The following is a 26145-nucleotide window of genomic DNA, read 5'->3' on the forward strand; positions in this document are numbered from 1 at the left end:
CTCCTACTAAAAATACAATTAAAGTCTTTCTATAATCTGGCTGCAATATAATCCATCAAAGTTTCAATTTGATAAGACATTGTGACAGCGCCGGGATCTAAATGGCCGATACCTTTGTTTGACTGGTAACAGGCTCTTCCGCGGACAGCTTCCATAGCTGCAGTACTTTGTGCACCATCAACGGCAGCACTTTTTACCAGGGATAAAGTTTTCTTTTCAGAAAGCCCCTTTGCTATGCAATCTTTATAGCACTCTACGGCAGGGTGAAGGGAGTCAATCATGGTTTTAAATCCGGGCTGCGCATTGCCTCTGGCCATTATTGCCTCCAGCATTGCTTCAAGTATATTGCACATATCCTGGTTTTCAATGATGTCCCTGTTCTTAAGTACCTTTGCTGCACCTATATATGCGCTGCCATAAAGTACACCTGACGAACCACCGATTACAGACATCATTATCATACCAATTTTCTTAAATTCATCAAAGAGGTTCATAGCTTCAAGCTCAGGAATTGCTTCGACAAGCTTTTCAAAACCCATGTTGATATTGGACCAGTGGTCGCCGTCACCCGTTGCAGAATCAAGGGCGGTAACGTAGTCTCCGTTTTCATGAATTTTGGCTGCGGCAAGCTTGATATATTCCGCGTAATCTTTACTGCTTAACTGAAAGCCCATTATTTTTTCCTCCTGTTAATGTCCCCAATTTATATTTTTAATGCCGGGGTATTGCAGGGAGCATCAAGAAGCTCCTTAAGCTCTTTGTCCAGCTTCATCAACGTAATGGAGCATCCGGACATTTCAAGGGCTGTCATATAGTTGCCCACGAAGGTTTTATATATTTTAATTCCCTTTGATGACAGTATCTTTTCTGCTTCATTGTTGACTATATAGAGTTCCATTAAAGGCGTAGCACCCAGACCGTTTATCAGAAGGGCCACTTCGGATCCTGAGTAGTCATAGTCTGCCAGTATCTTTGATAAAAGTATGTCGGCAGTTTCCGCAGCAGTCTTTATAGATGTGCGTTCTACCCCTGGTTCTCCATGGATACCCATACCTATTTCAATCTCATTTTCACACAGCTCAAAGCCAGGTTTTCCCACAGCCGGAAGGATGCAGGCGCTCATTGCCATGCCCATACTGCGTATGTTGGCAATTGCTTTTTCGGCGGCAGCTTTAACTTCTTCAAGACAGGCGCCGGATTCAGCCTTTGCCCCGGCAATTTTATGGACGAATACCGTGCCGGCAATGCCTCGGCGGCCTGTGGAGTATGTGCTGTCCGGTACGGCTACGTCGTCTTTTACTATAACGCTTTCAACACGTATATCGTCCATTTCCGCCATTTCCTTTGCCATACTGAAATTCATTATATCCCCGGAGTAGTTTTTGATGATAAGAAGCACCCCTTCTCCCGAATTTGCTTCTTCGATGCCCTTAATGATGCGGTCAGGACTGGGGGATGAAAATACATTTCCTGCAACGGCTGCGTCCAGCATGCCTTTGCCTACATATCCGGCATGAGCCGGTTCATGGCCGGAGCCGCCGCCGGATACTATACCTACTTTTTTGCTCTTTTCTTTTCTTGATATAACTTCAAGATTTTCGATATGCTTAAGCTCGGGATATGCCTTTGCCATGCCTGCTAATAGTTCGGACACGACGGCATTGGGTTGATTAATAATCTTTTTCATTTTTTAACCTCCCTTTGTATGTCTTGTTAAAATATGCAGGTTACCTAATTCCCAGATAAGCCTTCTTTACCCTGGGATCATCAGCCAGGTCTTTTGAATTTCCTGCCATAGAAATGCTTCCTGTTTCCAATACATAAGCCCTGTGGGAAATGGACAATGCCATGCTTGCATTTTGTTCAATAAGCAGGATAGTGGTACCCTGCCTGTTTATGGATTCTATAAGCTCAAATATCATCAGCACAAGGTTGGGCGCCAGTCCCAATGAAGGCTCATCAAGCATGAGAAGCTGTGGTTCGCTCATAAGGGCACGGCCTATGGCAAGCATTTGCTGCTCGCCTCCTGAGAGGGTACCTGCTGTTTGCTTGGTTCTTTCCTTCAATCTTGGAAACAGGCTGTAGACACGCTCAAAAGATTCAGATATTTTTGCCTTATCTTTCTTAATATAAGCACCCAGCCTCAGGTTTTCCTGAACCGTAAGTGCCGGAAAAACTTCGCGTCCTTCCGGAGAAAGGCTGGTACCCAGCTTAACAATGCTGTGAGGAGGAATATTGGTAATGTCTTTGCCTAAAAATGTTATACTTCCGGATTGTGAAGGTACAAGACCCGCGATGGAGCCTAAGGTTGTGGATTTACCTGCCCCGTTACTGCCAATTAGTGAAACAATCTCACCTTGTTTAATCTCCATGCTTATACCCTTCAAGGCGTGAATATGGCCGTAGAATACATTCAAACCGCTGATTTTAAGCATCTTTCTTCACACCTCCTAGGTAAGCTTCGATTACACTTTCATTGCTTGCGATGTCCTTTGGAAGGCCCTCCGCAATTTTTTTGCCGTGATCAATTACATATATGCGGTCTGAAATATTCATAACAACGTTCATGTCATGTTCAATAAGAATAATGGTGTATCCCTTGTCCCTTAATTCCCTGATAAAACGGAGGAGTTCTTCGGATTCCTGTGGGTTCATGCCGGCTGCAGGTTCATCCAGAAGGATTATTTTGGCATCCGTAGCAATTGCCCTGGCGATTTCCACCTTTCTCTGCTCTCCGTAAGGCAGGTTCTGAGCATAGTCATTAATCCTGTGCCCAAGCCCTATGGACTTCAATATTTCAATAGCCTTAAGAGTCTTTTCTGCTTCCTCCTTTTTATAACGGGGAGTTCTTAACATGGTATCTAAAAAACTATATTTTGTCCTGATATGTGTGCCCACCAGTACATTTTCGATTACCCGCATATTGGGAAACAGGCGGATATTTTGAAATGTCCTGGAAATGCCGGCATCGACTATACTCTGGGGATCCAGATTGTGAATGTGGGCATTATCGAAAATGATTTGGCCCTCATCAACAGAGTATACTCCCGTAAGCATGTTAAAAACAGTTGTTTTACCGGCACCGTTGGGGCCTATGATACTGACTATTTCACCCTTTTCAACCTCAAAGCTGACATTTTCAACGGCAACGAGCCCACCGAATCGTTTGGTAATTGAATTAACCTGTAAATATGCCATATCATTATAGATTGTCAATTATCTTTCTTGACAACTTCTCCTTTCCGTAAGTATCCTACCGTTGACTTTATATATCTTGAGCCTGGACTTCATCTTTTTCCTGCTCTTCAAGCTGCTGCTTAACCAGCTTTGGCAGTTTATAAGCCATCTGGGACTTCCATCCTAAGACTCCCTGGGGCCTGAACCTCATCATGATCACTAAAATCAACCCGTATACAACAAAACGGTAGTCCATGAGAAACCTGGATATTTCGGGGAGTGAAATTAAAATTGCAGATCCAAGGAACATACCCCGTATAGTACCCATGCCTCCAAGGATAACTATACTGATTATAAGCGTTGATATATCGAATGTGAATGAATTGGGATCTATAAATCCTATCATGGATGCATAGAATGCGCCTGCAATGCCTGTAATGAATGCCGATAGAACAAAGGCAAGAATTTTGTAGCGGGTGGTCTTAATACCCATCATTGTTGCCGCAAGCTCGTCCTCTTTAATGGCAGTAAACGCCCTGCCGATCTTTGATTTGATGATCAGCAAACAGATAATGGTTGCAAAAGCTAATAAAAAAAGCATCAAATAGTAGAGGCCGTTGTTGGCCAAAGTCAGGTTAAAACCAAATATTGATGGACGGGGAATATTCTTAAGCCCCAATGTTCCGTTTGTAACCTTATCCCAGTTTATCAATATCATCTTGACAATCTCACCAAAGCCTAAAGTAACAATGGAAAGATAGGTACCCCTTAAACGCAGTGTGGGCAGACCAAGAAGCAGTCCGCAAAGAGATGCCAGTATCGCACCGCCCAGTGCCGCTAATAAAAAGTTGATGCCAAGTTTAAGGGAAAGCAGGGAAGCGGTATATGCGCCGATGGCATAAAAGCCTGCATGCCCAAGTGAAACCTGGCCGGTATAGCCCGTCAGGATGTTAAGGCCCAATCCCAGCATGGAGTAAATTCCCACCATGATAATGATACGCATTATATACTGGTTGAATCCCAGAAACGGAAGGCCCAGAAAAATAAAGGCGCAGACGGCGGCTACAGGGATTTTATATTTTTCAATAAATGATTCCAATTTAAAGATAAAATTTTTATTTGTATCCTTTAACATATTTTTGCCCATACACTACACCTTCTTAATATCTTTTTTGCCAAACAGTCCTGTCGGTCTTATGATCAAAACAAGGATGAGTATGATGAATGCCACCGAGTCCCTATATGAAGAGCCGAGGAAGGTTGCTGCAAAACTCTCGGATACTCCGACTACCAGACCGCCGACTACTGAGCCGTATAATATTCCAATACCGCCCAGTACCGCAGCAGCAAATGCTTTAAGGCCAACCATAAATCCCATACCCGGATACACAATCTGATAGTATCCGCTTATAAGGGCCCCTGCAATAGCAGCCGACGCACCGCCTAAAAAGAATGTAAAGGATATTACGAAGTTTGTATTTATGCCCATAAGACAGGCTGCCTTTGAGTTCTGCTCGGTACCGCGCATTGCAAGCCCCAATTTGGTTTTATTAATAATGAGCGTCAACAAAACAAGGAGAATTAATGAAACAACGCACATAACAATTTGTGTGGAGTTAATTTGAAGGCTTCCGAATTTTAACATGCCAAAATCGAAAAAAGCCGGAAAGGGTTTCCTTTCAGTGTTAAAGAAAATCATCAAAAGGTTTTGTATAATATTAGACATTCCTATTGTTGTAATAAGTGTTGCCATAGGTATGGAATTTTTCTTTCTCAAGGGCTCTAATGCTGTTTTATCAATGAATACACCAAGCAAACCCGTAAGCAGAATGCTGAGGATGATTGCCGGAATAATGCCGAATTGCATACTGATAAAAAGCAGTGCCATATGGGCACTGAAAGCATAGATTGCTCCATGAGAAAAATTGATAAGCCTTAAGATACCGAATACCAGCGAATAACCCACCGCTATAAGAGCATATGCCATGCCAAGTGCCAATCCGTTAAATAATTGCTGAATAATCACTTTCGCCACTTAAGTTGCGGGTGAAAGGCCCGACAACATTCTCTCCTTCCCTTATACTTTGACCGGGAAATAGCCGGAGGGAAGACCTCCGGACAATTTCCACATGTCTTGAGCTATAAACTATTTTACAGCCTCGAATTTACCGTCTTTTATCATTACTTTTACAAATTCTTTCTGTACATCGCGTTTTTCATTGAAAACCGTGTTTCCGGTAACACCGGGATATTTAATTGCTGCCAGGGCATCTCTTACCTTTGCATGGTCCGTTGTGCCTGCTGCCTTTACTGCTTCAAGAAGCATGCCTACTGAGTCATATGCCTGGGAAGTAAGAGCGCTTGGGACGGAGCCATAGGCATTCTTGTAATTGTCTACATAAGTTTTAACTTTTGGGTCGGTGGACTCTGAGAAGAATATAACAGGGAACCTTACGCCTTCAACTGCGCTACCCCCAAGAGTAAGAAGCTGCTGGCTGTAAGAGTTGGAGAATCCGACGATTTCGATATTCGGATTAACCTGCTTATACTGCTTTGCAACAGGGGCTACCAGGTTGTACATACCTACGCAGATAACCACATCGGCTCCGGCTGCATTAAGCTTTGTTATAGCAGGGCTGTAATCGTCCGAGCCTTCCATGACTTCTTCATGAGCAACAACTTTTGCGCCTGTGCCGGCTTTATCTGCTACAAGATCTTTTACAATAGCTGCAGTGCTTGTACCCCAATCTGTTTTAATGGAAATAATACCAATATTCTTTTTCCCAAGGTCATTGATGGCTATATCAAGCCCTGCGGCGGCCTCCACATTGATTACCGTGTTGTTTCTGAAGATATAGTCGCCTATACCGGAATAATCCGGATGGGAAGCCGACGGGGATATTTCTATTACTTTGTTTTCCTGGTATGTGGGAGCGGCTGCCATACAGACGCCGGAAGCAAAGTGGCCGATAACGCCTATGATATCTTTATCGCTGACAATCTTCTGTGCGATAGAAGCAGCTTCTTCACCGGAGTTTTTATCATCAAAAGTTACCAGTTCAATCTTTTTGCCCAGTACTCCGCCGTTGGCGTTCCACTCATCAACCATCAGTTTAGCTGCATTTGCAAAGCCTTTCCCATACTCTGCATTGTCACCTGTCATGGGGCCTGCTACTGCTATTTTAATTACTCCATCGGCTGCCGGGGTTGAATTCCCGCCAGGTGTGGATGGTTCTGAAGGTTTGCTTGCACATCCAGCCAGCATTGTCGTTGTTAATGCTAAGGTTAAAATACCCTTTGATATTTTTTTCATAATTTGTTCGTCCGTTCTTACCATCAGGGCTTAAATATAAGCTGCAATCAATATTTCACATATAAAGTAAGATTATATATGGCCCTAAGTAATACTAGAACAATTCTCTCCTTCCCATAGTGTAATTTTGATTTGATTTTTACAATTGTCAACTGATCATAATTTTTAAAATTTCCTCATCTGTTACCTGCATTCCATACTTTGCAAGCTTGCCGACACTATCTATGGTACCTTCAATGCTGTCCTTGACTATTCCCTCGCCTGATTGAAAACCTCTTCCCTGCATTGTCATATAACAGGCAAGCAATGCAGCATCTACACTAGAAGCAATTTTAGCAGCACAGGATGGCTTTGCTCCATCACATACGATGCCGGATACATTTGCCAGTGTATTGGTGATAGTTTGAGATATCTCTTTTTCTCCACCTCCATAAAGATATATAATTCCGGCCCCTGCTCCCGTTGCGGCGCTTACTGCGCCACAGTAAGCAGAAAGCCGTCCTATCTTCGTTTTTTGATAAATGGCGATTAAATTGCTGATACAAAGTGCCCGGTATAACCTTTCTGTTGTTACAGACAGTTCATTGGCATAAACTATGACCGGCAGAGAGGCTGTCATCCCCTGGTTTCCACTGCCGGAATTGATAACAACGGGCATTTCACAGCCGCTCATACGGGCGTCGGAGCCGGCTGCTGCCGCAGCTTTAGCCCGGACTTTAACATCATCGCCATAAACGCTTAGCAAAGTCATCCCTATATTTGCTCCATATATTCTGTGCAGACCCTCGGAAGAAATTGCCGTATTGTATTCTACCTGCCTGTTAAGGATATCTCTTACATCTTCAATATTTACAGTGTTGGCGAATTCCAGTATTTCTCTTATGTTCATCCATCCGGTGGTTGTCCCACTCTTTTCATCCTCTTCACTGTGAGGGATATCAAGCAGCACCTTGCCGTTCTTTTCTATCCTGACAATCCCAGTATGAGAGTGTATAATTTCCACCAGCACGCTGTCGTCGCCCTTGAAAGCCCTGATTATGATATGCAGCTTGGCAGGTGTGTTAAGAAGCTTTTCCTCGCATATACCTTTTTCCATTAATATTTTTGTCTGATTTAAATGAGTTTGATTGACTGCGGCAAGGACTTCCAGCTCTCTGGAAGCGTCTCCGCCTACGGCACCGATAATTGCGGCTGCCTCAATACCGCGCAAGTCCTTTGTGGTTGGGACGATAACCCCCTTGACATTTTTGATGATATTTCCGCTGCACTCCGCAACAATTTTTTCCGGGATACAGCCCAGCACTTCCCGGGCTTTTGCAGATGCATATGCAATTGCAATGGGCTCAGTACACCCCAGAGCTGGGATTAGCTCTTCTTTAAGGATATGTACATAATTTTCATATTTTTCTTTACCTAACGCCATTTTTATTCGCCCTCACTGTTTCAAATTGAGACTGGTGTATCTTTTTAATGATACAATTATATCAGCTATTAATTGGTACTGCAATAATGTTTGTCCTGTCAATATAGATAGTTTTCAACGCTTCTGTTATATATTCAATGTTTTGCACATCATAATATATTTTGCGTGATTTTATAAAAACATGTATCAAATTGAAACAAAAGTGCAGCTGTGTTTTTAGCTTGATGCACAAAAAGTCTCCCGCCTCCAAGCAAAGCCTGGAGGCGGGAGTATGTCACTTTTACCATATAAATTGTGCATAGAGTAAATAAAACAAAGAAAAACTAAAAGATAAAGAAAAGACTTTGGAGGTAACGGTGATGGCACAGATATTATTATGGGTTTCAATGATAGCCCCTTGGTTTATCCTGTTTTTTTTAGATAAAAAAAAGTTAAAAAGGTTTTTGTCGGCTGCTTTTTTTACCATATTACTAACGTCTATATTCTGGCAAACAGCCGAAGTTGAAAATTGGTGGGACATAAAAAATAACCTGTTTTTCCTTACAACAATACCTGCCTTTACATATGGATTTACTCCTGTGATTACTTTATTGATTTTTTATTTTACTTTTCATAACGCCTGGTTATTTTTTGGAGTAAATTTAGTACTGGACTTTATTCAAGGATGTATTATAAGCCCTTTTGTTTTTGAAAAGTTAGGATATTATCAAATGAACAAAATGAGTAATTTTGGACTTTTCCTTTTATTGTACAGCTTTGTGCCTATTATTTACTTGTATCAAAAGTGGTATGATAAGGAATAATGAAAAATTTGCAGCAGTTTTTCCTCTTTTATACTTTGTTCTGCTCTTGTGACTGAATGACGGAATCATTTATGAATATTAAAAATTTAATTATTTAAAATAATCTCCAGTTTAAGACAAGTTCGCAGCTGCATCATTTGTTTGTATTTGAGAAAATCTTAACAAATAACCGTCAGGTCTTGTATTTAAACTATTGAACTTCATATTCAACCACCTACTGATAACATAATATTTTCACTTGCAATTTTTATCCTATTTCAAACTGGCGATTTATTTTTAACCATACAGATTTATAGTCCTTATCATCGTTATAATCGGGAGGCACTTCATAAAATTTCAAATTGATGGCTTGTTTTTTTAGCATGCCTATAATCACTTCCATGAATATTCCTCTTTTCCCCGATATACTGCATGTAGGACTTTCGTTTATACCTATAATGCCGATTACCGAATATCCATTTTCAGAGTACATAATTATATCATCCAAAATAGGAATAAATAATTGAACACATAATTTGCGGTACTCCTCTGTATCGTATTCTTCCTTGTACATAGGCTTTCTGTTAACACCAAGATATCTTAGTTCGGGGCAGGGTAGCTGAATAATTCCAATACCGCGCTCCATAAGAAAATTTATAAATTTAAAGGTTCCTTCTGCCCTTGCCATGGGATATACAACACTGTTCTGATTTAAAACACAATGAGATACCAAAACCACTTCTTTTTTTCTTAACATATAAACCCCATACCTTTTATATATGATAATTGCAATTATACATGAATTTATTATATCAAGAATAATGAATTATAAATTTATTTATTGGATTTATCAATAGGTATGTATGCTCATATAGGAATTTAGTATTTTAGTTAATTTTGCTTAAGGGATAATATAGTGGTATAAGCAATTATATTTTCTTAAGGAGGTAATATTTTGAGAAACAAAAATGTATTTATCCTAGTCATGTGTGCTATAGGAGTCGCATTAAACATAGTGCTGGGTACTGTAGTACAGATGACAAAAATCCCTTTACTTTTTCTGGATACCATAGGGACCATATTCGTGGCAGTATTATTCGGCCCATGGCAGGGTGCGGCTGTAGGAACTATCACCAATTTGCTTACACCCATATTATCCGGAAACGTTAAGGATATACCATTTTTTATCGTAAATGCAGTGGTAGGTATAATCATAGGGTTTATAGCAAAGAAATATAAATTTGATCTTAAAACTGCAATTATATCAGGGCTGCTGCTTTCCATAATAAGTCCTCTTATAGGGACTCCCATTGCAGTTTGGGTATATGGCGGTATAACCGGTTCAGGTAATGATATAATATTTCTATGGCTTACAAAGACAGGAAGCAGCGTATTTTCAGCAGCCTTTATTCCACGAATTACAGGCAACTTTATCGATAAAATCGCCTCCTGCATTCTTATATTTTTGTCTTTGAAATACATACCGGAGCAGTATAAAAATTTTGATTCTGAAATTAAGGATGAAAAGAATAATTCTATATTGAAAGCTTAAAAATAATTTTAAAAAGTCCATTTTTGGACTTTTTATTTTTGCAAACTCAACAATAGGTGTTTGTGTTATTATTAATATATATACATTATTTTGGAGGAATAGTAATGAAGATAATAGATTTTCACTGTGATACCATATTGGAGCTTACAGACAGAGCAGATTGCGGCAATCTGAGAAATAACATACTTTCAATAGATATTGAAAAAATGAAAAGGAGCAATTACAAAGCTCAGTTTTTTGCCATGTTTGTAAACTTAGAAGAGGTTGAAGACTCACTGGAGAGGGCACTTTCGATGATAGATAAATTTTATTTGGAGCTTGAGGAAAATAAAGATTACATAAGTATAGCCACAAGCCATGATGAGTTTGCCGCAAATGAAAGAGAGGGCAAAATGTCAGCCTTTTTAACCATAGAAGAAGGCGGAGCAATAAAGGGTAAATTGGAAAACTTAAGAAATTTTTACAGACTGGGCGTGAGATTAATCACCCTGACCTGGAATTATCCTAATGAAATAGGGTACCCAAACCATGGATATACATATAAGGACAAAGGGTTGACTTCCTTTGGAGGAGAAGTTGTCGCTGAGATGAATAGACTAGGTATGATTATAGACGTATCCCATCTGTCTGATGAAGGTTTTTATGATGTGGCAAGGCTGTCTAAAAAACCCTTCATTGCTTCTCACTCCAATGCCCGCGCCGTATGGGAGCATACCAGAAATTTGACGGATGATATGATAAAAATCCTGGCGCAAAAAGGCGGAGTCACAGGCATTAATTTTGCAAATGTATTTTTAGGAGACAGCAAGGTAAGCAGGGTAGAGGATATGGTTAAACATATAAAGCATATAAAAAACACCGGCGGGATAGGTGTTGTTTCATTGGGGACTGATTTTGACGGCATTGAGAGAAGTCTGGAAATCGACAATGCAGGAGAAATGGATAAACTTATAACCGGTCTTAAAAAAGAAAGCTTCACAGAAGATGAAATTGATAAGATATTATATAAAAATGCCTTAAGAGTTATAAAAGATGTACTGTGATATAGGGGATGGTATAATGACGAGGATTTTGGTGGATGCCGATGCCTGCCCTGTGAAGGAGATAATAGTTAAAGTTGCTAAGGAGTACAGCTTTCCTGTAACCATGTTTATAGATACCAGCCACATACTTAATGACGGTTATTCAGAAGTTATAACAGTGGAGAAGTCCAGAGACTCGGTGGATTTTGCCCTGGTAAACAAAATAATCCAGGGCGATATAGTGGTAACCCAGGATTACGGCGTTGCCACCATGGCACTGGCTAAAGGAGCAAAGGTCGTAAACCAGAACGGCCTTATATATACCGATGAAAATATTGAGAAGCTTTTATTCGAGAGGCATCTTTCATCAAAGGTGAGAAAATCTGGAGGCCGGGCTAAAGGTCCTAGAAAAAGGACAAAAGAAGATGATGAAAAATTTGAGAGAGCATTTAGAATTATATTAAGCCAATAGCAAATTGCCATGAAAACAGGTGATATAAATGCTGAATTCCCTGAAAAGTAAAATATTATCTATATATCTTTTTCTTATACTGCTTATATCTTTTATAGCCGGTATATCAATTTATAATTTATTCAGTCTGAATAAGGCCATTGACGGCCTTATTGCATCTAACTATAAAAGTATAGCAGCAGCCACAAATATGATTGATGCCATAGAGAGGCAGGACAGCAATCAATTGATTTATCTCGAAGTAGATAAGCAAAAAGGTATAAGGTCTTTCAGTGAAAATCAAAGTGAATTTTTTCTGTGGCTGGGTAAAGCAGAAGAAAACATAACCGAAAAGGATGAAAAAGAGCTGTTAAACAGTATAAGTTCCAATTACATAAAATATATCGAAAATTTTTCAACGCTGCAGGAAATAAAAAATACCGAAGGAGGCTTATCCGCCATTGCCTTTTACAATAATGAGATATATCCCATTTTTCATTCTGTCAAAGATGACTGCAGAAGGCTGTTAAGCCTGAATGAAAATTCCATGCTTGTAAGAAAGGATAGGGCCACGTTAAACTCCGGAAACATGATTTACATTACAGTATTGGTTTCTGTTATAACCATACTTATGGGATTGTTTGTGTCAGTATATTTTACTGGAAAGACCATAAAACCTATCGATATGCTTATATCGGGAATCAAATCCATCAAGGAAGGCAACTTGGACCAGGAGATAAATATAAATACCAGGGATGAAGTAGGGGTATTGGCTATGGAGTTTAATAATATGACGAAGAGGCTGCGTGAATATGACAAAAGCAGCGTCAATAATCTTATCGCAGAAAAAAACAAGTCATTGGCTATTGTGAAAAGCATATCCGACCCGATTGTAGTAATCAGCAATGATTTTAAGGTTATACTGGTAAACAAATCGGCAGAAAATGTCTTTGACATAGTTGAGGAAGAGGTTAGCGGAGGACATTTTTTAGAGGCTATAAACCACAAGGAGGTTTTTCAGAAGATTAAAGAGACGTCTGAAAATAGAATCAGAATAGATGACAGTCGGACTATTACTATAATCAAGGGAAATAAAAGGTACTATTTTATTCCGTCAGTGACATCCATATTAAACGATGATAATGAAGTTATAGGCATGGTTTGTGTCTTTACCGATATAACGCATTTAAAAGAAGTAGAAGACCTTAAATCAGAATTTATTTCCACAGTTTCTCATGAGCTAAGAACACCGCTTACATCTATAATCATGGGTACAAAATTACTTTTGGACGACGAGCTGCTTAATACCGAACAAAAAGAAATAATAAATGCCATGGACGAGGACGGAAATCAGCTCATGATGCTTATAAATGACCTTTTGGATTTGTCTAAGGCCGAATCTGGGAAAATGCAGATAACTCTTGAGAAAACCTCGGTTTATGATATGGCGGAGCTATGTATCAAATCCCTTTATGATAATGCCCGAAGCAAAGATATAGAGATTATAAATTACGTCTCTCCGAACCTTCCCTACGCATATATTGATTATAATAAAATAAAGAGCGTTTTAATGAACCTTCTGACAAATTCATTGAAGTTCACTAACAGAGGAGGGAAGGTAGAGATATCAGCAAGCATCGAAGGCAGTTTTATTAGGGTCTCGGTAAAGGATACAGGCATAGGTATCCCGGAGGAATTCCATGACAAGATATTTGATAAGTTCAGCCAGATTGATAATTTTAAAAATCATGGTACGGGGTTGGGACTTGCAATTGCAAAGGAATTCATAATGAAGCACAATGGTAATATATGGGTAGAAAGCAAAATTGGCCAAGGGAGCAATTTCATGTTCACTTTGCCTGTTTATGAAGGGTGATTTTATGGCTAAAAAAGTGCTTGTGATAGATGATGTTAAAAATATAAGGACAATGGTTGCTAAGGCGTTGACTTTAAGCGGATATGCAGTTGACACTGCAGAAAACGGGTATGAAGGCTTAAACTTTCTCAAAGATAACGATTATGACGTAGTGCTTTTGGATATCAGGATGCCGGGATTCAGCGGTACCGAGGTATTGAAGTCTATTAGGGAAATCAAAAAAGATGTGCCGGTAATAATAATGACTGCTTATCCTACGATTAAAAATGCTGTGGACTGTATTAAAATGGGCGCGGTGGAATACTTAAGAAAACCTTTTACTCCTGATAAAATCAAATCTACGATAGAGCAGGTAATAAACGGGAATAAAAATTGAAAATAAGAGATTAAAGCAGCAAGAAATTGCTGTTTTTTTATTTGATATATAGCTTCTTGTATAGATAGTAAGATTCATAAATAACTAATAAATTATATTATAATATGAAGATATACTTAGAATGAGGGACCAAATATGATATAATCAAAATAAACACAATTCAATACATGCAATATCGGCGATTATAAAGAAAGGGGCTGTACTATGGAGGGGCTAATACAATATATATCTGATATTAATCAATTCAAGGAAGCAGTGTTATCAATCTTAGGGGATTCTATTGTACCCGAGATATTGATATCCGGAATTTACACAAGAATGATACTGGGAGATATTATTGATAAAATTATAGAAATGAACAATGGGGATAAGTGCAAAATTATCATATCAAATATTATAAACAGAGAAGGTCTTTCTAAATCACAGATAAGAAAACTTTATACCCAGGGCGGTAAAATTAAAATAAACAGCAATGCCAGCAATAACATTATAATAATCGGAAATAATGCTTTTGTCCTGTCTTACTCTTATAAATACAACAGGGAAAATGGACCCAGAACATCCTTCGAGAGCTGTATTTTGACAGACTGCAGCAGCGTGGTAGATAAAGTAAAAGAAGTTTTTTTAGAAAAATGGGGCAGGAGTTTTCCTTTAGCAGTTGAAAATGCCGGGGAGGATAATTTATGAAAATTATCGTAGTTGGAGCAGGCAAAGTGGGATATACACTGGCTGAAAGTTTATCTTCCGAAGATCACGATGTAACGGTAATAGACAGGCATTATGATGCTTTAAAGAAAGTGGAAGATAACTTGGATGTTTTGGCTATTAAAGGAAACGGAGTAAGTGTAAGTGTACTATTGGAAGCAAAGATTAAAAAAACCGATTTGATAATTGCCGTTACCGACAGCGATGAGGTTAATATGGTATGCTGCCTTACGGCTAAAAAGCTGGGCGCAGCCCATACGGCAGCAAGAATAAGGGACCCTCAGTATGCCAAGGAATTGGTCATGCTAAAGGACGAGGTTGGAGTAGATTTAGTAATAAACCCGGAATATGCCGCAGCAGATGAAATTGCACGTATGATAAGCTTCTCGCCTGCATTAAATATCGAAAGCTTTGCCAAAGGCCGGGTTAAGATGGTGGAAATAAAGGTTACGCCGGATATGCCGATAGTAGGATATAAGCTTAAGGATGCGGCATTTCAAAAATACTCTTCCATATTGATAAGTGCCGTTATAAGAAACGAAGAGGTTATTGTGCCGGATGGAGAATTTGAAATAAAAGCTGATGATGAAATATATGTTATAGGGAAATCGGCCAGCATTTATAATTTTTGCAAGCTCACAGGAAAATCTCCTGTAAAATATAAAAGTATTATGATTTTAGGCGGAGGCAGAATAGCATATTATCTTACCAATTTTCTTACCACTATGGGCATGAAAGTTAAGATAGTTGAAATAAACCGGGAAAGGTGCGAGGAGCTGTCGGAAAGCTTGCCAAATGCACTTATAATCAATGCAGACGGTACTGATGAGCAGATATTGCGCTCGGAGAACGTAGACAGCATGGACGGCTTTATAGCCGTAACAGGAATGGATGAAGAAAATCTTTTATCCTCCCTTTTAGCTAAACAAAGCGGAGTTAAAAAGGTTATTACAAAAATAAGCAGGACCAGTTATATCAATATGGTAAAAAAGCTGGGTATCGATAATGTCATATGTCCCAAACTTATTACGGCCAATCAAATATTGAAATATGTACGCGGTAATACCGTAGAGTCACTATATAGAATAGTGGAAGGCCAAGCTGAGATAGTAGAGTTTATCGCCAAGGAATCCAGCGGATTGCTGGATAAGCCTATCAAAAATCTGAACATTCCAAAAGAAACTATAATCACCACCATTGTAAGGCGCAACGAGGTTGTAATCCCCCGGGGCAATGATGCTATCAAAAAAGGTGACAGGGTTATAGTTATAACCAAGAAGGAGAATCTCAACTGGCTCAATGAGCTCATTCTGAATGTATCCGGAGGAACAAAACATGAATTTGCCAATGGTATTAAGAAGTTTGGGGATATTATTAATATGTGAAGCGCTGCTTATGGTTCCTTCCCTTGCGGTATCAATAATATACGAAGGATATGATGTTTTCCCCTTTGTTTATACAATTGCCCTATTAGGTGCCACAGGTAGTGCAGGGCTGTCAATCAAACCAAAGAAAAAAAATATATATCCCCGCGATGGCTTTGCTATTGTTGCTTTTGGATGGATACTTATTTCTTTTTTTGGGTCTTTACCCTTTATATTCAGCGGAGTTATTCCTTCCTTTGTAGATGCATTCTTTGAGACAAGCTCCGGATTTACCACTACCGGTGCCAGCATACTGACAAGTGTGGAAGGATTGCCTGAAGGAATAATGTTTTGGAGAAGCTTTACCCACTGGGTGGGCGGAATGGGAGTACTGGTTCTTACATTAGCCATACTCCCTCTGGTAGGGGCGAATACCGTTCAAATAATGAAGGCTGAGAGTCCTGGACCTAATCCCGGTAAACTGGTGCCTAAAGTAAGGCAGACAGCTAAAATTTTATATATAATTTATTTTGTTGTCACCATAGTCGAAATCATATTGCTCTTATTTGGTGGCATGTCTTTCTTAGATGCCTGTATTCATGCCTTTGGTACTGTAGGAACCGGAGGGTTCTCCAATAAGAATTTAAGCGTCGGGGCTTATAACAGCGTTTATATAGAGGTTGTAATTTCGGTATTTATGATTATTTGCGGAGCAAACTTCACTTTATACTATCAGGCATTAAAAGATGGCATAAAAAGTATATTCAAGGATGAAGAGTTCAGACTGTATATAGGAGTTGTAACTGCATCAATACTTCTAATTACTTTTAATATACATGGAACTATATATAAATCCATATGGGAATCCTTAAGGCATTCATCTTTCCAGGTGGCATCCATAATTACCACCACCGGATATGCGTCCACAAATTTTGATTTATGGCCGACTTTTAGCAAAATCATTTTATTTATGCTGATGTTTATAGGAGGCTGTGCCGGTTCTACAGCCGGAGCAATTAAAAACATAAGGATACTCATGCTCTTTAAGATAATGAAAAGGGAGCTTCTTAAAATAATCCATCCAAGAGCAGTATATGTACTGAAATTCGGAGGTAAAGTAGTAGATGATGATACCTTATCGGAAGTGCTTGTTTATTTCTTTATGTATATGATGATATTTGCAGCAGCAGTTCTCATCATATCCCTTGAAGGAAAAGACTTTGCCACAACTGTATCTTCTATTGCCGCAACTCTTGGAAACATAGGACCGGGCTTTGGTATGGTAGGACCTATTGGTAATTTTTCTGAGATGACCAATATAAGCAAATTAGTTCTTTCCATGTGTATGATTATAGGGAGAATTGAAATTTATCCAATACTCTTAATGCTTTTTCCTTCATTCTGGAAAAAGGTAAACATATAATCCTTTAACATGATTATAGAAAAAATAAATAATTGCCAGTTGAAAAGTTCCTTCGGATGCTATATAATAATTTTTGCCGACAGGAAAATACTTTTTAATATAGCAGTTATTTTATGCGGGAATAGCTCAGTTGATAGAGCGTCGCCTTGCCAAGGCGAAGGTCGCGGGTTTGAGCCCCGTTTCCCGCTCCAGAAAGAACACCAGGTTTAAAACTTGGTGTTCTTTTAATTAAATTTGCTTTATAGCAAATTTAATTTCATATTTTACATCTGCAAAATATTTCATACGCCAAAGGGTTATTTCATATCGCCGTGCGATATTTCATTTACATCTACACTCTAAAAAGCTCCCTTATATCTTCCTCGGTCATCTTCGATATAAAGGTTTCTCCGGGTTTTAGTACAGAGTTAATGAGCTCCTTTTTCTTTTGCTGCATGGCGTATATCTTTTCTTCAATGGTGCCCTTGGTTATGAGCTTCATAACCTGTACCGTGCTTAATTGACCGATTCTGTGAGCTCTGTCAGTGGCTTGCTCCTCAACAGCAGGATTCCACCAGGGATCAAAATGTATTACGGTGTCGGCACCCGTTAAGTTTAGTCCCGTTCCGCCGGCCTTTAAGGATATTAAAAACACATTTCTGAAACCCTGATTGAAGGCTTTTACCATGTCCCGCCTGTCTTCTGCCTTTGTACTGCCGTCAAGGTAAAAAAATGAAATATTCTCTTTTTTAAGATGGCCTTCAATCAGCTTCAGAACGCCGGTAAACTGAGAGAAAAGGAGCACCCTGTGAGAGCCTGCCATAAGCTCATCTAAAAGCTCCATTACCATTTCCATTTTGCCGCTGGTGCCGTCATAATTTTCTATGAAAAGTGAAGGATGGCAGCATATCTGCCGCAGCCTCGTCAAACCGGCAAGTATCTGTATATGGCTTTTTTCAAAACCTTTTATCCTTATTCCTTCCTCGATTTCACCTTTTATCTGGGCAAGATATGCAAGGTAAACTTTCTTTTGCTCCTCTGTGAGCTCAGAGGTTAATACGCTTTCAATCTTTGGCGGCAGCTCTTTTAATACATCTTTTTTAAGCCTTCTTAAAATGAAGGGTCTGACATATTTGCTCAGTTCCTTTAAGGAATCCTTGTTATCATTGCCGGCAATGGGCTTTTCAAACCTTGCGATAAACTTACCGTGGGAGGATAAATATCCCGGCATTAAAAAATCAAATATGGACCATAGCTCCGTTAAATTGTTTTCTATAGGAGTGCCCGTAAGGGCAAAGTATCCTTTAGCCCGTATTTCCTTTACGGATTTGGCATTTACCGAGCTTGGATTTTTGATGTGCTGGGCCTCATCCAATATGCAATAGTTAAAGGTAATATCCCCGTAGTTTTCAATATCTCTGCGTATTAAAGGATATGAGGTTATAACCACATCAGCGTTATTGATTTCTCTGAACATATCTTCTCTTTCAAACTTATTGCCTGCTATTACCAGAGCTCTTAGGGAAGGAGCAAATTTTTGTATTTCGCTCTCCCAGTTGTATACAAGAGAAGTAGGGCATATAACCAGTGAAGGCAAACTTGACTTTTCCTTTTCAGACATAATAAAGGCTATGGTCTGGAGAGTCTTGCCAAGTCCCATATCGTCTGCCAGTATTCCTCCCATGCCATAGGCAGAAAGGTTCTTCAACCACTTAAAGCCTGTAACCTGATACCCTCTCATTATGCCTTCCAGATTTTCAGGTACTTTGAAATCAGTATCTTTAGGTTCCATTATATTTTCAACCAGCCTTTTAAAAGCCAGATTTCGTTCCACGTACACGCTATCGAAGCTTTTAAGGCTGTCGTCCAGATACATAGCTTTAAATTTGGGAAGGTTTATAATATCCTTTTTTAAATCTTCACCCTCCAGGTCTAAATATTCCATGAGGCTTGACATATTATGAAGGCTGTCTGTGTCTAAAGGTAAATGGGAACCGTCCGGCAGTCTGTGATATTTTTTCTTCCTCTTTAAGGATGCAAATATACTAGGGAGGCTCTCTTTATCAATACCATCTATGGAAAAATTGAACTCCAAAAGGTCGGTTTCTTCGTTATAGCGGATGGAGCTCCTGTAATAGGAAGAATCATAAAGTCTTATGGCTTTAAAAGACTCAGAATAATACACTTGGCACAGCTCTTGGAGCCTTGGTATATGAATAGCTAAAAAATCATAAATCAAATCGTCATCATCTAAATATACTGCATCCTTGTTTATTTTAAAGCCGGACTGCTCGAATATATCCAGTATCTTTCTTTCCTTTTCATAATCCCGTATGATTATCAATTTGGAATCCATGTGCTTCTGGTTGAAAGGGTCTATGGTTATATCCCCATAGGTAAAGCCTATGGATACTGTTATTGCGTCATCGTTCTTATCAAGATATACGCTGGCTTCGACGGGCTGCTGGTAGAACAATTCCTTCACAGTTGCATCAACATTCAATTGCCCTGCTTTTTTTATATTGGGCATTACGACAGATGCGAATCTTTCACTGTCTTTCTGGGAAAACTTGAATTCCCTGGTGCCGCTTTGTGCAATGGCTCTGTAAAAAGGTGCCAGATTTTCTATTTGATCCTGTGAAGGATTGTATATGGTACCATTCGCGAACATGTGCTTTCCGTCAGGGGATAGAGGTATTACATCAGAGGATATATTTATGTTAAGAACTAAATTATTATCTGGTTTCTTTAAAAGGAATTCTACCGGCAAATCTCTGTCTATTATTTTGACGTCATTATATTCTTTTTCCCTTGCTATAACCTTTAAAGGCTTATCCTCCATAAGCTTTAAAAAGCGCCCTAAAATCTTATATGGTATATAAAGATATTTTCCTCTGAATAAACCGCCGCTATGATCAAATCTGTAACTTGCGTTGCTTTCTACAGTTTTGTCAATATCATTCATTTCCTTAAAAAACTCTACTAAAGTGAGGTCACTTTCCTTAAAACAATGCTGTGACGGGTCAAAGGTAAAATTTTTTCCAAAGTCCAACGGCTTATAGGAATCAATGGATCTTACAAGGTCTTTGATATTTTTTACCACATATAATTTTTTATCTCCTATTCGAAGTGAGATGGCAGGTCTTATGTCTTTTCCGTACATTCCGCTCATGAATATTTCCATAGTAACTTCAATGTTTATAGGTTGTGCAGATACAGGGATTAATTTATTTTCAAAAAAGCTTATTATCTCATTGCTTTGCCTAAAGCCGTGATTTTCTACGGCACCTTGGTTTATTGATAAATTAGAGGTTCTGCCCCGGTTGTGAATATATAAAAGCACGGCAGCTATATGTTTGCACATGCCTTCCTGACCATAATATGCCGGACAGCTGCAAGCAGCATCAATCAAATCTCCGTGATGTGAAAACTCTATGTTGACATAATAATCCCGGCTTCCGTATACAGTTGCTTCAACGAAACCTAAAATTTCATCAATATCAATATCCTTTATCCTGCCTTCTAGAAAATATCTTAAACCTCTTATATATACCTCATAAGAAGTGCACATGTTTTTTATCTTATTTTCTGAAATGTTGAACATATAAATCATCCTTTTGATAAAAGAAAATATCAATAAACTTTGAAAGCTATAATATTCATTATAATTTTAAATTGCCATTGCAACAATGTTGAATTAAACTATCATAATATTATTGTCATTTTACATTATTATACACATGCGGAAAACAAATAAGATAATCAAAAAGAAACTGCCTTATGGATGCGCAAGTTGAACAACCCATATAACAGTTTCTTCTTTTAAGATGTTATTCTGCCAAGCATTCTTCAAGGCATTCTTCAATAATATCTTTAGTAATTACAAATGTTTTTTCGATATTCACCTAAATTCCTCCAACCTAATCATCTAGAAGTGCCGCTGTTTAATAGTATTACTATATAAAAACTCATTTTTTAAAAGTTTCGAACAAAATGGACTCTAAAATTAGCGGTCAAATTAGAAGGCAGGAATTGATGTCTATGGAACTCTATAAATAAAGACAGGTCAATGTTCTAATCATAATAACTCTAATATTAAAAACAATTCTGATCTTGATAAATCTACTTACAGCTAGTCTATTGATTAATTTATTTTATATAACATCTAACTATAACACATGTGTTTTGATAAAGCAAGTACATGCTATTTTATATAATTTATTGAGTTTTCTTTTCTTGGCGCGGCCTTTGGATTGGCAGTGCCTTTGTTGCCTAAGGTAATTGAATAAAGGGGCTTGTAACCTTCAGGAATGCCTAAATTCTTTTTCCATAAAGCTCCCTTTTCGCTGTTTAGAAGAAAAATTGTCATATTAACCCAGCAAGCGCCAAGTCCTAAGGATTCTGCAGCCAATAATATGTTTTGTGCCGCAGCGGCACAATCGGCTTCAGGTGCAACTGCTTTTTCATCACCGCTTATTACTATTACTGTAGGTGCACGATGAAAAGGGCTGAAATTCTCATTTGTTCCCAATTGCTGAAAACGAGGGTTATTGGATTTTTTGAAGCTATCTTTAAGGTCCGCTGCCATATTATCCAGCACCTCTTTATTCTGTATTACAGTGAAATGCCAGGATTGCTGATTCACAGCGCTGGGAGCATATACGGCTGCCTCAAGTATAGCTTTAAGGTTCTCATCGCTGACCTGCTCGGCAGTATAGTTCCTTATGCTCCTCCTGCTTAGTAAAGTAGAGATTGTTTCATTCATGTAAAATACCTCCCTAAGGTTAGGACTTTCGTCCTCTTTATCTAAGTCGGGGGACATGCCTTTAGGTATCTCCCCTTTTCTTGCACAACAAAAAAAGCGGGAACTTCCCGCTTTAATTAGCTGCTTTATTTAAATCAATCATCAATTTATCTACATCGATTCCGTGAGCAAGAGCACCTTCCTCGATATTTTCAAATCTTGCAGCCATACATCCGAAGCAATGCATACCATAGCCTAACAAAACCTCAATGGTTTTTGGATACTGTTCAACGATATCGGTAATTGACATTTCCTTTGTAATCAATATGTCCACCTCCAAATTCTTCTTATATTGAACTAATATATATTATAAAAGCTACTGGGTAACTTTTACATCAAAATTCAAATATTAATATATATATTATATATCAATGTTAAATTAAATTATAGCACAACTTTTAAATAAAAATGTGATTAGCATCACATTTTCAAAATATTTGATACTTAATTATATTTCTATTGGTTTTATGGATTACGGAATTTTATAAATTCGAGGATATTATATTTTTTACCTTATCCTGAATATTTCGGGCATCCTCTTTAGACATGCCGGCGGTTTCAATGGCAGGCGAAATTATAACTTCAATATATGCAGGGGTTATAAAAAAACCATTTTTCTCCATTATCTTATAAGAGCCTTTCATTGTGACAGGTACTATGGGTACCTCTGCTTTTAATGCCAGCTTGAAGCTTCCTGTTTTGAATTCATTTATATTATCTCCTTTGCTCCTGCTGCCTTCGGGGAATATGACATAGGAATATCCTTGCTTTATATATTCTACGCCTTCATTTATGGCTTTTAAGGATTGGCGCACATCATCTCTTTCCATGAATATGCAATTCATGTATTTCATCCATGTGCTTATAAAGGGTATTTTTTTAATCTCAATTTTTGAAATGAATGCTTTTGGCTTATTGATATAGCCTAAATAAATGGGGATATCGAAATTTCCCTGATGGTTGCCTATAAAAACAACAGGACTGTTGTGGGGAATATTTTCTTCTCCGATAACTTTGACAGTAGAGCCTGTCATTTTGACAAGAAATCTTGCCCACCTGCCGGCAACACCATAGACGAAGGAGTCTCTCTCTTTAATTTTATTGTTTTTATTTAAAATATAAGCATATATGAGCTTGGGGATGAGATAAATCTGATATAGCCAGAAAAGTATAAACCACACAATAGTCCTTAATATCAAAAAATCACGACCTTCAATTAAAGTTATAAAGATATAATTTATTATACAAGCTGTTGCAATTTGAAACAACGAAAAATATATTTGAACATTATCTTATAGACATAAACTCATTTATATGTTAAAACTTTTTTAAGATAAATATAACATTTCTTATGATTTATATAAAAAATAACTTTAAAGCAGGTGATAAAATTGTTGATCGAAGCACACGCCCATATAGCCTTCAGCAATCATTATACAAGACAGGATTTTGTAAAGGCAGAGGTACAACAAAAAATTGAATGGATAAAAGAAAATTTCCGGCAATATAAGAAAAGAAATATAAACGCCATACGTGACGGTGGAGATGGTATTGATGCTGCAAAAATATCAAGGGAAATAGCACTTTCTGAGGGTATTATATATAAATCTCCCGTCTATGCCATTTATAGAAGAGGATTTTACGGCTCTTTTTTAGGTAAACCCATTGATGATATTAAAGGATTCAAGGAAGAATTTAAATTATTGATGAAACAAAAGCCGGATCATTTGAAAATAATTTTAACAGGCATAGTTAATTTTGAAAAGTATGGTGATGTTGGCGAGACCACCTTTACTTTGGATGAATTAAAATATATGGTTCAATGTGCAAAAGACAATTGCCTGCCTGTAATGGTTCACACAAATGGTCCGGAGGGTGTTAAAAGAGCCGTTGAAGCAGGAGCAGATACCATAGAGCACGGTTATCTCATGTCAGAGTCTGAAATCTATAAAATAGCTGAAAAAAATATAATATGGCTCCCTACTTTAGCCCCATTAGGAAATATACTTTTATCAAGGGACCCAAAGTTTGAAAAAGAGAGGGAAGTAATTGACAAGGTATACAAAAGGCAGACTGAAAACATAAAAAAAGCACGGGACATAGGAGTTAAAATTGCTTTGGGAAGCGACTCGGGAGCATACAAGGTAGAGCATGGTCAAGGGCTGTTAGATGAAATTGAGCAGTTTGAAATGATAGGTTTTGATAAGAAAGATTTGATCAGGATGTGCTTTGAAAACGGGGCAAAATCATTGAATCTTACACAACAAGAAAAAGATTTGATCATGAAAATATGAGTTTTTAACGGAGGCGGGCAAAATGAAAAAAATACTTATAATAAAAGCTGGGACAACCTATGATTCAATACGTGAAAAATATGGAGATTTCGAAGATTATATTATAAATACGGCTGACTTAAATTATGAAGATATCCTAGTTTGGAATGCATATCAAAAAGAAAAAGAGCCGGATATAAATGATGTTTCGGCCATAATTATTACCGGCTCTCATTCCATGGTATCGGACTTTGAGGACTGGAGTGTAATGCTGTCAAAATGGCTTAAGGATACTGCATCAGGTAAGGTTCCCATACTTGGCATTTGCTATGGCCATCAGCTTCTTGCCCAAACCTTCGGAGGAACTGTGGGTTACCACCCCAGAGGAAAGGAGTTCGGAACTGTGTATATAGAGTTGACTGAAGATGGGGAAAAGGACCCTCTTTTAGGTGTTCTTCCCGAAAAATTTTTCGGACATGTTGCCCATTCCCAGACTGCCATAAAGGTTCCGCCGGAGGCTCTTGTTTTGGCAGGGAATGAATTTGAGCCTCATCATGCCTTTGCCCTTAAAAATAACATATGGGGAGTGCAGTTTCATCCCGAATTTACTATGGATATTACCCATTCATATATCGAAAAGCTTGAAGATAGCTTAAAAATAGAGGGATATGATATTAAAGCTTTAAAAAGTTCTCTGCAGGATAATGATTATGGAAAGATACTGTTAAAAAGATTTATAGAGCTCATATAAAAACATCTCCCGGATATGGCGGGAGATGTTTTTATTTTACTTTCAGAATATAGGTGTATACTTTGCCGTTTTTTACACCGGCTTTTATTTGCACCGGATAGTCTTTGTTGTTTTTAAACTTGAAATCCAGGCTTCCGTAATTTACCGCCGCATCCCTGCCTTCACCTACATAGGCGACCTTTTTACTGTGAGGATGGCGTTCAACAATTTCAAGGTTTGATTTTTTTACGGCATTGAAAAGAGTGCTGCTTAGCTGGCATACACCTCCGCCGGTACCTTCATCGTATTTTCCGTTTACAATGATTTTAGCTGATAGAAAGCCTCTTTCTTTTGTCCTTTCCCCCACGACCTGATTAAAAGAAAATGTTTCTCCGGGATTTACAACATAACCGTTTATTTGTTTTGAAGCTAATGATATATTCTTAGACCTTTTGCTGCTTTTATCCATAAGGGATGTTTCATATGCCCCTATGGCGTTTTTAGGAACCACATTTTTCTTAATCTGCTGCCTCGGTGTCGGTGTTGGTGTAATCTTAAGGGGAGGAGCAGGAGTTACGGTTACAATCGGAGAAGGTGTGACTTCAGGAATAGGTATGGTCGGAGCAGGAAGCGCCGGCTCTTTTAAAATATCATCAGGAGTTGAAATATTTTGCTCCGGGGTGATTTGAATATTATTGTCAGGACTCCCCCGGCGAGGCGTAAACCTATATGCACTATATAAAACTACCAGAAGTACAGCACTGATGGTAACAGCAGTAAAATATAAAATTCCAGACTTGTACTTCATACAATCATCACCTCTTAAATATAGTATATATCTATAGAGGCTTTTAACTCGTTGATAATTATAACAAAAATGGGGGCGGTTCTCTGC

General features: G+C 38.4%; 25 protein-coding genes and 1 tRNA gene. 12 read left to right on the plus strand and 14 right to left on the minus strand.

What is annotated here, in order from left to right:
* Window positions 1-29 precede the first annotated feature (29 nt).
* The 8 genes from dhaL to OXPF_RS04690 form a co-directional block, all read right to left on the minus strand.
* Window positions 30-674 (minus strand): dihydroxyacetone kinase subunit DhaL, encoded by a 645-nt coding sequence (dhaL, locus tag OXPF_RS04655; protein ID WP_054874040.1) that lies wholly within the window; start codon window positions 672-674, stop codon window positions 30-32.
* 29 nt (window positions 675-703) lie between these two features.
* Entirely contained in the window at window positions 704-1687 is a 984-nt protein-coding gene (gene dhaK, locus OXPF_RS04660; protein ID WP_054874041.1) for a dihydroxyacetone kinase subunit DhaK, read from the minus strand.
* A gap of 40 nt (window positions 1688-1727) precedes the next feature.
* Complete coding sequence (locus OXPF_RS04665; protein ID WP_054874042.1) at window positions 1728-2435, minus strand: ABC transporter ATP-binding protein; 708 nt, start codon at window positions 2433-2435, stop codon at window positions 1728-1730.
* Window positions 2428-3198, minus strand: a complete 771-nt coding sequence (locus OXPF_RS04670; RefSeq protein WP_054874127.1) for an ABC transporter ATP-binding protein — start codon at window positions 3196-3198, stop codon at window positions 2428-2430. Before OXPF_RS04670 ends, OXPF_RS04665 begins: the two co-directional genes overlap by 8 nt.
* Window positions 3199-3265: 67 nt before the next feature.
* Window positions 3266-4324, minus strand: a complete 1059-nt coding sequence (locus OXPF_RS04675; protein WP_054874043.1) for a branched-chain amino acid ABC transporter permease — start codon at window positions 4322-4324, stop codon at window positions 3266-3268.
* Window positions 4325-4327: 3 nt separating this feature from the next.
* Window positions 4328-5212, minus strand: coding sequence for a branched-chain amino acid ABC transporter permease (locus OXPF_RS04680; RefSeq protein WP_341441968.1), 885 nt, complete (start codon window positions 5210-5212; stop codon window positions 4328-4330).
* 111 nt (window positions 5213-5323) lie between these two features.
* Complete coding sequence (locus OXPF_RS04685; protein ID WP_054874045.1) at window positions 5324-6490, minus strand: ABC transporter substrate-binding protein; 1167 nt, start codon at window positions 6488-6490, stop codon at window positions 5324-5326.
* A 148-nt stretch (window positions 6491-6638) separates the two neighbouring features.
* Window positions 6639-7913, minus strand: a complete 1275-nt coding sequence (locus OXPF_RS04690) for an L-cysteine desulfidase family protein (RefSeq protein WP_054874046.1) — start codon at window positions 7911-7913, stop codon at window positions 6639-6641.
* A 359-nt stretch (window positions 7914-8272) separates the two neighbouring features.
* Between OXPF_RS04690 and OXPF_RS04695 the strand changes: the two genes are divergently transcribed.
* Entirely contained in the window at window positions 8273-8716 is a 444-nt protein-coding gene (locus OXPF_RS04695) for a hypothetical protein (protein ID WP_054874047.1), read from the plus strand.
* Between the two features lie 247 nt (window positions 8717-8963).
* Here the strand turns inward: OXPF_RS04695 and OXPF_RS04700 are convergent, their stop codons facing one another.
* Complete coding sequence (locus OXPF_RS04700; RefSeq protein WP_054874048.1) at window positions 8964-9452, minus strand: CD3072 family TudS-related putative desulfidase; 489 nt, start codon at window positions 9450-9452, stop codon at window positions 8964-8966.
* 198 nt (window positions 9453-9650) lie between these two features.
* On the opposite strand from OXPF_RS04700, the gene OXPF_RS04705 reads away from it, so the two are divergent.
* From OXPF_RS04705 to OXPF_RS04745, 9 genes are all read left to right on the plus strand, one after another.
* The gene (locus tag OXPF_RS04705; protein ID WP_242854318.1) at window positions 9651-10247 is read left to right on the plus strand and encodes a CD3073 family putative ECF transporter S component; all 597 of its coding nucleotides are present in this window, start codon (window positions 9651-9653) and stop codon (window positions 10245-10247) included.
* A 104-nt stretch (window positions 10248-10351) separates the two neighbouring features.
* Window positions 10352-11290, plus strand: a complete 939-nt coding sequence (locus OXPF_RS04710; RefSeq protein ID WP_054874049.1) for a dipeptidase — start codon at window positions 10352-10354, stop codon at window positions 11288-11290.
* A gap of 16 nt (window positions 11291-11306) precedes the next feature.
* Window positions 11307-11741 carry a YaiI/YqxD family protein gene (locus OXPF_RS04715; protein WP_054874129.1) on the plus strand — a complete coding sequence of 145 codons (435 nt, stop codon included), beginning with the start codon at window positions 11307-11309 and terminating at the stop codon, window positions 11739-11741.
* Window positions 11742-11769: 28 nt separating this feature from the next.
* Window positions 11770-13596 carry an ATP-binding protein gene (locus OXPF_RS04720; RefSeq protein ID WP_054874050.1) on the plus strand — a complete coding sequence of 609 codons (1827 nt, stop codon included), beginning with the start codon at window positions 11770-11772 and terminating at the stop codon, window positions 13594-13596.
* A gap of 4 nt (window positions 13597-13600) precedes the next feature.
* Entirely contained in the window at window positions 13601-13972 is a 372-nt protein-coding gene (locus tag OXPF_RS04725) for a sigma-54-dependent transcriptional regulator (protein WP_054874051.1), read from the plus strand.
* A gap of 204 nt (window positions 13973-14176) precedes the next feature.
* On the plus strand, window positions 14177-14659 hold the full coding sequence (locus tag OXPF_RS04730; protein ID WP_054874052.1) for a hypothetical protein: 483 nt from the start codon (window positions 14177-14179) through the stop codon (window positions 14657-14659).
* Window positions 14656-16062, plus strand: a complete 1407-nt coding sequence (gene trkA / locus OXPF_RS04735; protein WP_054874053.1) for a Trk system potassium transporter TrkA — start codon at window positions 14656-14658, stop codon at window positions 16060-16062. Before OXPF_RS04730 ends, trkA begins: the two co-directional genes overlap by 4 nt.
* A complete protein-coding gene (locus tag OXPF_RS04740) occupies window positions 16013-17464 on the plus strand; it encodes a TrkH family potassium uptake protein (RefSeq protein ID WP_054874054.1) in 1452 nt (483 codons plus the stop codon). The genes trkA and OXPF_RS04740 overlap by 50 nt, the downstream gene beginning before the upstream one ends.
* A 115-nt stretch (window positions 17465-17579) precedes the next feature.
* Window positions 17580-17655, plus strand: a tRNA-Gly gene (locus tag OXPF_RS04745).
* Window positions 17656-17795: 140 nt separating this feature from the next.
* On the opposite strand, the gene OXPF_RS04750 is transcribed toward OXPF_RS04745, so the two are convergent.
* From OXPF_RS04750 to OXPF_RS04765, 4 genes are all read right to left on the minus strand, one after another.
* Window positions 17796-21047 carry a DEAD/DEAH box helicase gene (locus OXPF_RS04750; protein ID WP_054874055.1) on the minus strand — a complete coding sequence of 1084 codons (3252 nt, stop codon included), beginning with the start codon at window positions 21045-21047 and terminating at the stop codon, window positions 17796-17798.
* Between the two features lie 600 nt (window positions 21048-21647).
* Window positions 21648-22208: a nitroreductase family protein gene (locus OXPF_RS04755; protein ID WP_054874056.1), complete on the minus strand. Its 561-nt coding sequence runs from the start codon at window positions 22206-22208 to the stop codon at window positions 21648-21650.
* Between the two features lie 112 nt (window positions 22209-22320).
* Window positions 22321-22512: a DUF1858 domain-containing protein gene (locus OXPF_RS04760; RefSeq protein WP_054874057.1), complete on the minus strand. Its 192-nt coding sequence runs from the start codon at window positions 22510-22512 to the stop codon at window positions 22321-22323.
* Between the two features lie 217 nt (window positions 22513-22729).
* Window positions 22730-23428: a lysophospholipid acyltransferase family protein gene (locus OXPF_RS04765; protein ID WP_242854319.1), complete on the minus strand. Its 699-nt coding sequence runs from the start codon at window positions 23426-23428 to the stop codon at window positions 22730-22732.
* Between the two features lie 210 nt (window positions 23429-23638).
* Here OXPF_RS04765 and OXPF_RS04770 point away from each other — a divergent pair, with 210 nt between their 5' ends.
* Both OXPF_RS04770 and OXPF_RS04775 read left to right on the plus strand, forming a co-directional pair.
* A complete protein-coding gene (locus tag OXPF_RS04770; protein ID WP_054874058.1) occupies window positions 23639-24541 on the plus strand; it encodes an amidohydrolase family protein in 903 nt (300 codons plus the stop codon).
* Window positions 24542-24563: 22 nt separating this feature from the next.
* Entirely contained in the window at window positions 24564-25271 is a 708-nt protein-coding gene (locus OXPF_RS04775; protein WP_054874059.1) for a glutamine amidotransferase, read from the plus strand.
* A 31-nt stretch (window positions 25272-25302) separates the two neighbouring features.
* Here the strand turns inward: OXPF_RS04775 and OXPF_RS04780 are convergent, their stop codons facing one another.
* Complete coding sequence (locus OXPF_RS04780) at window positions 25303-26058, minus strand: VanW family protein (RefSeq protein ID WP_054874060.1); 756 nt, start codon at window positions 26056-26058, stop codon at window positions 25303-25305.
* Between the last annotated feature and the right edge of the window lie 87 nt (window positions 26059-26145).

Origin of the sequence: Oxobacter pfennigii (assembly GCF_001317355.1) — a bacterium.
GTDB lineage: Bacteria > Bacillota > Clostridia > Clostridiales > Oxobacteraceae > Oxobacter > Oxobacter pfennigii.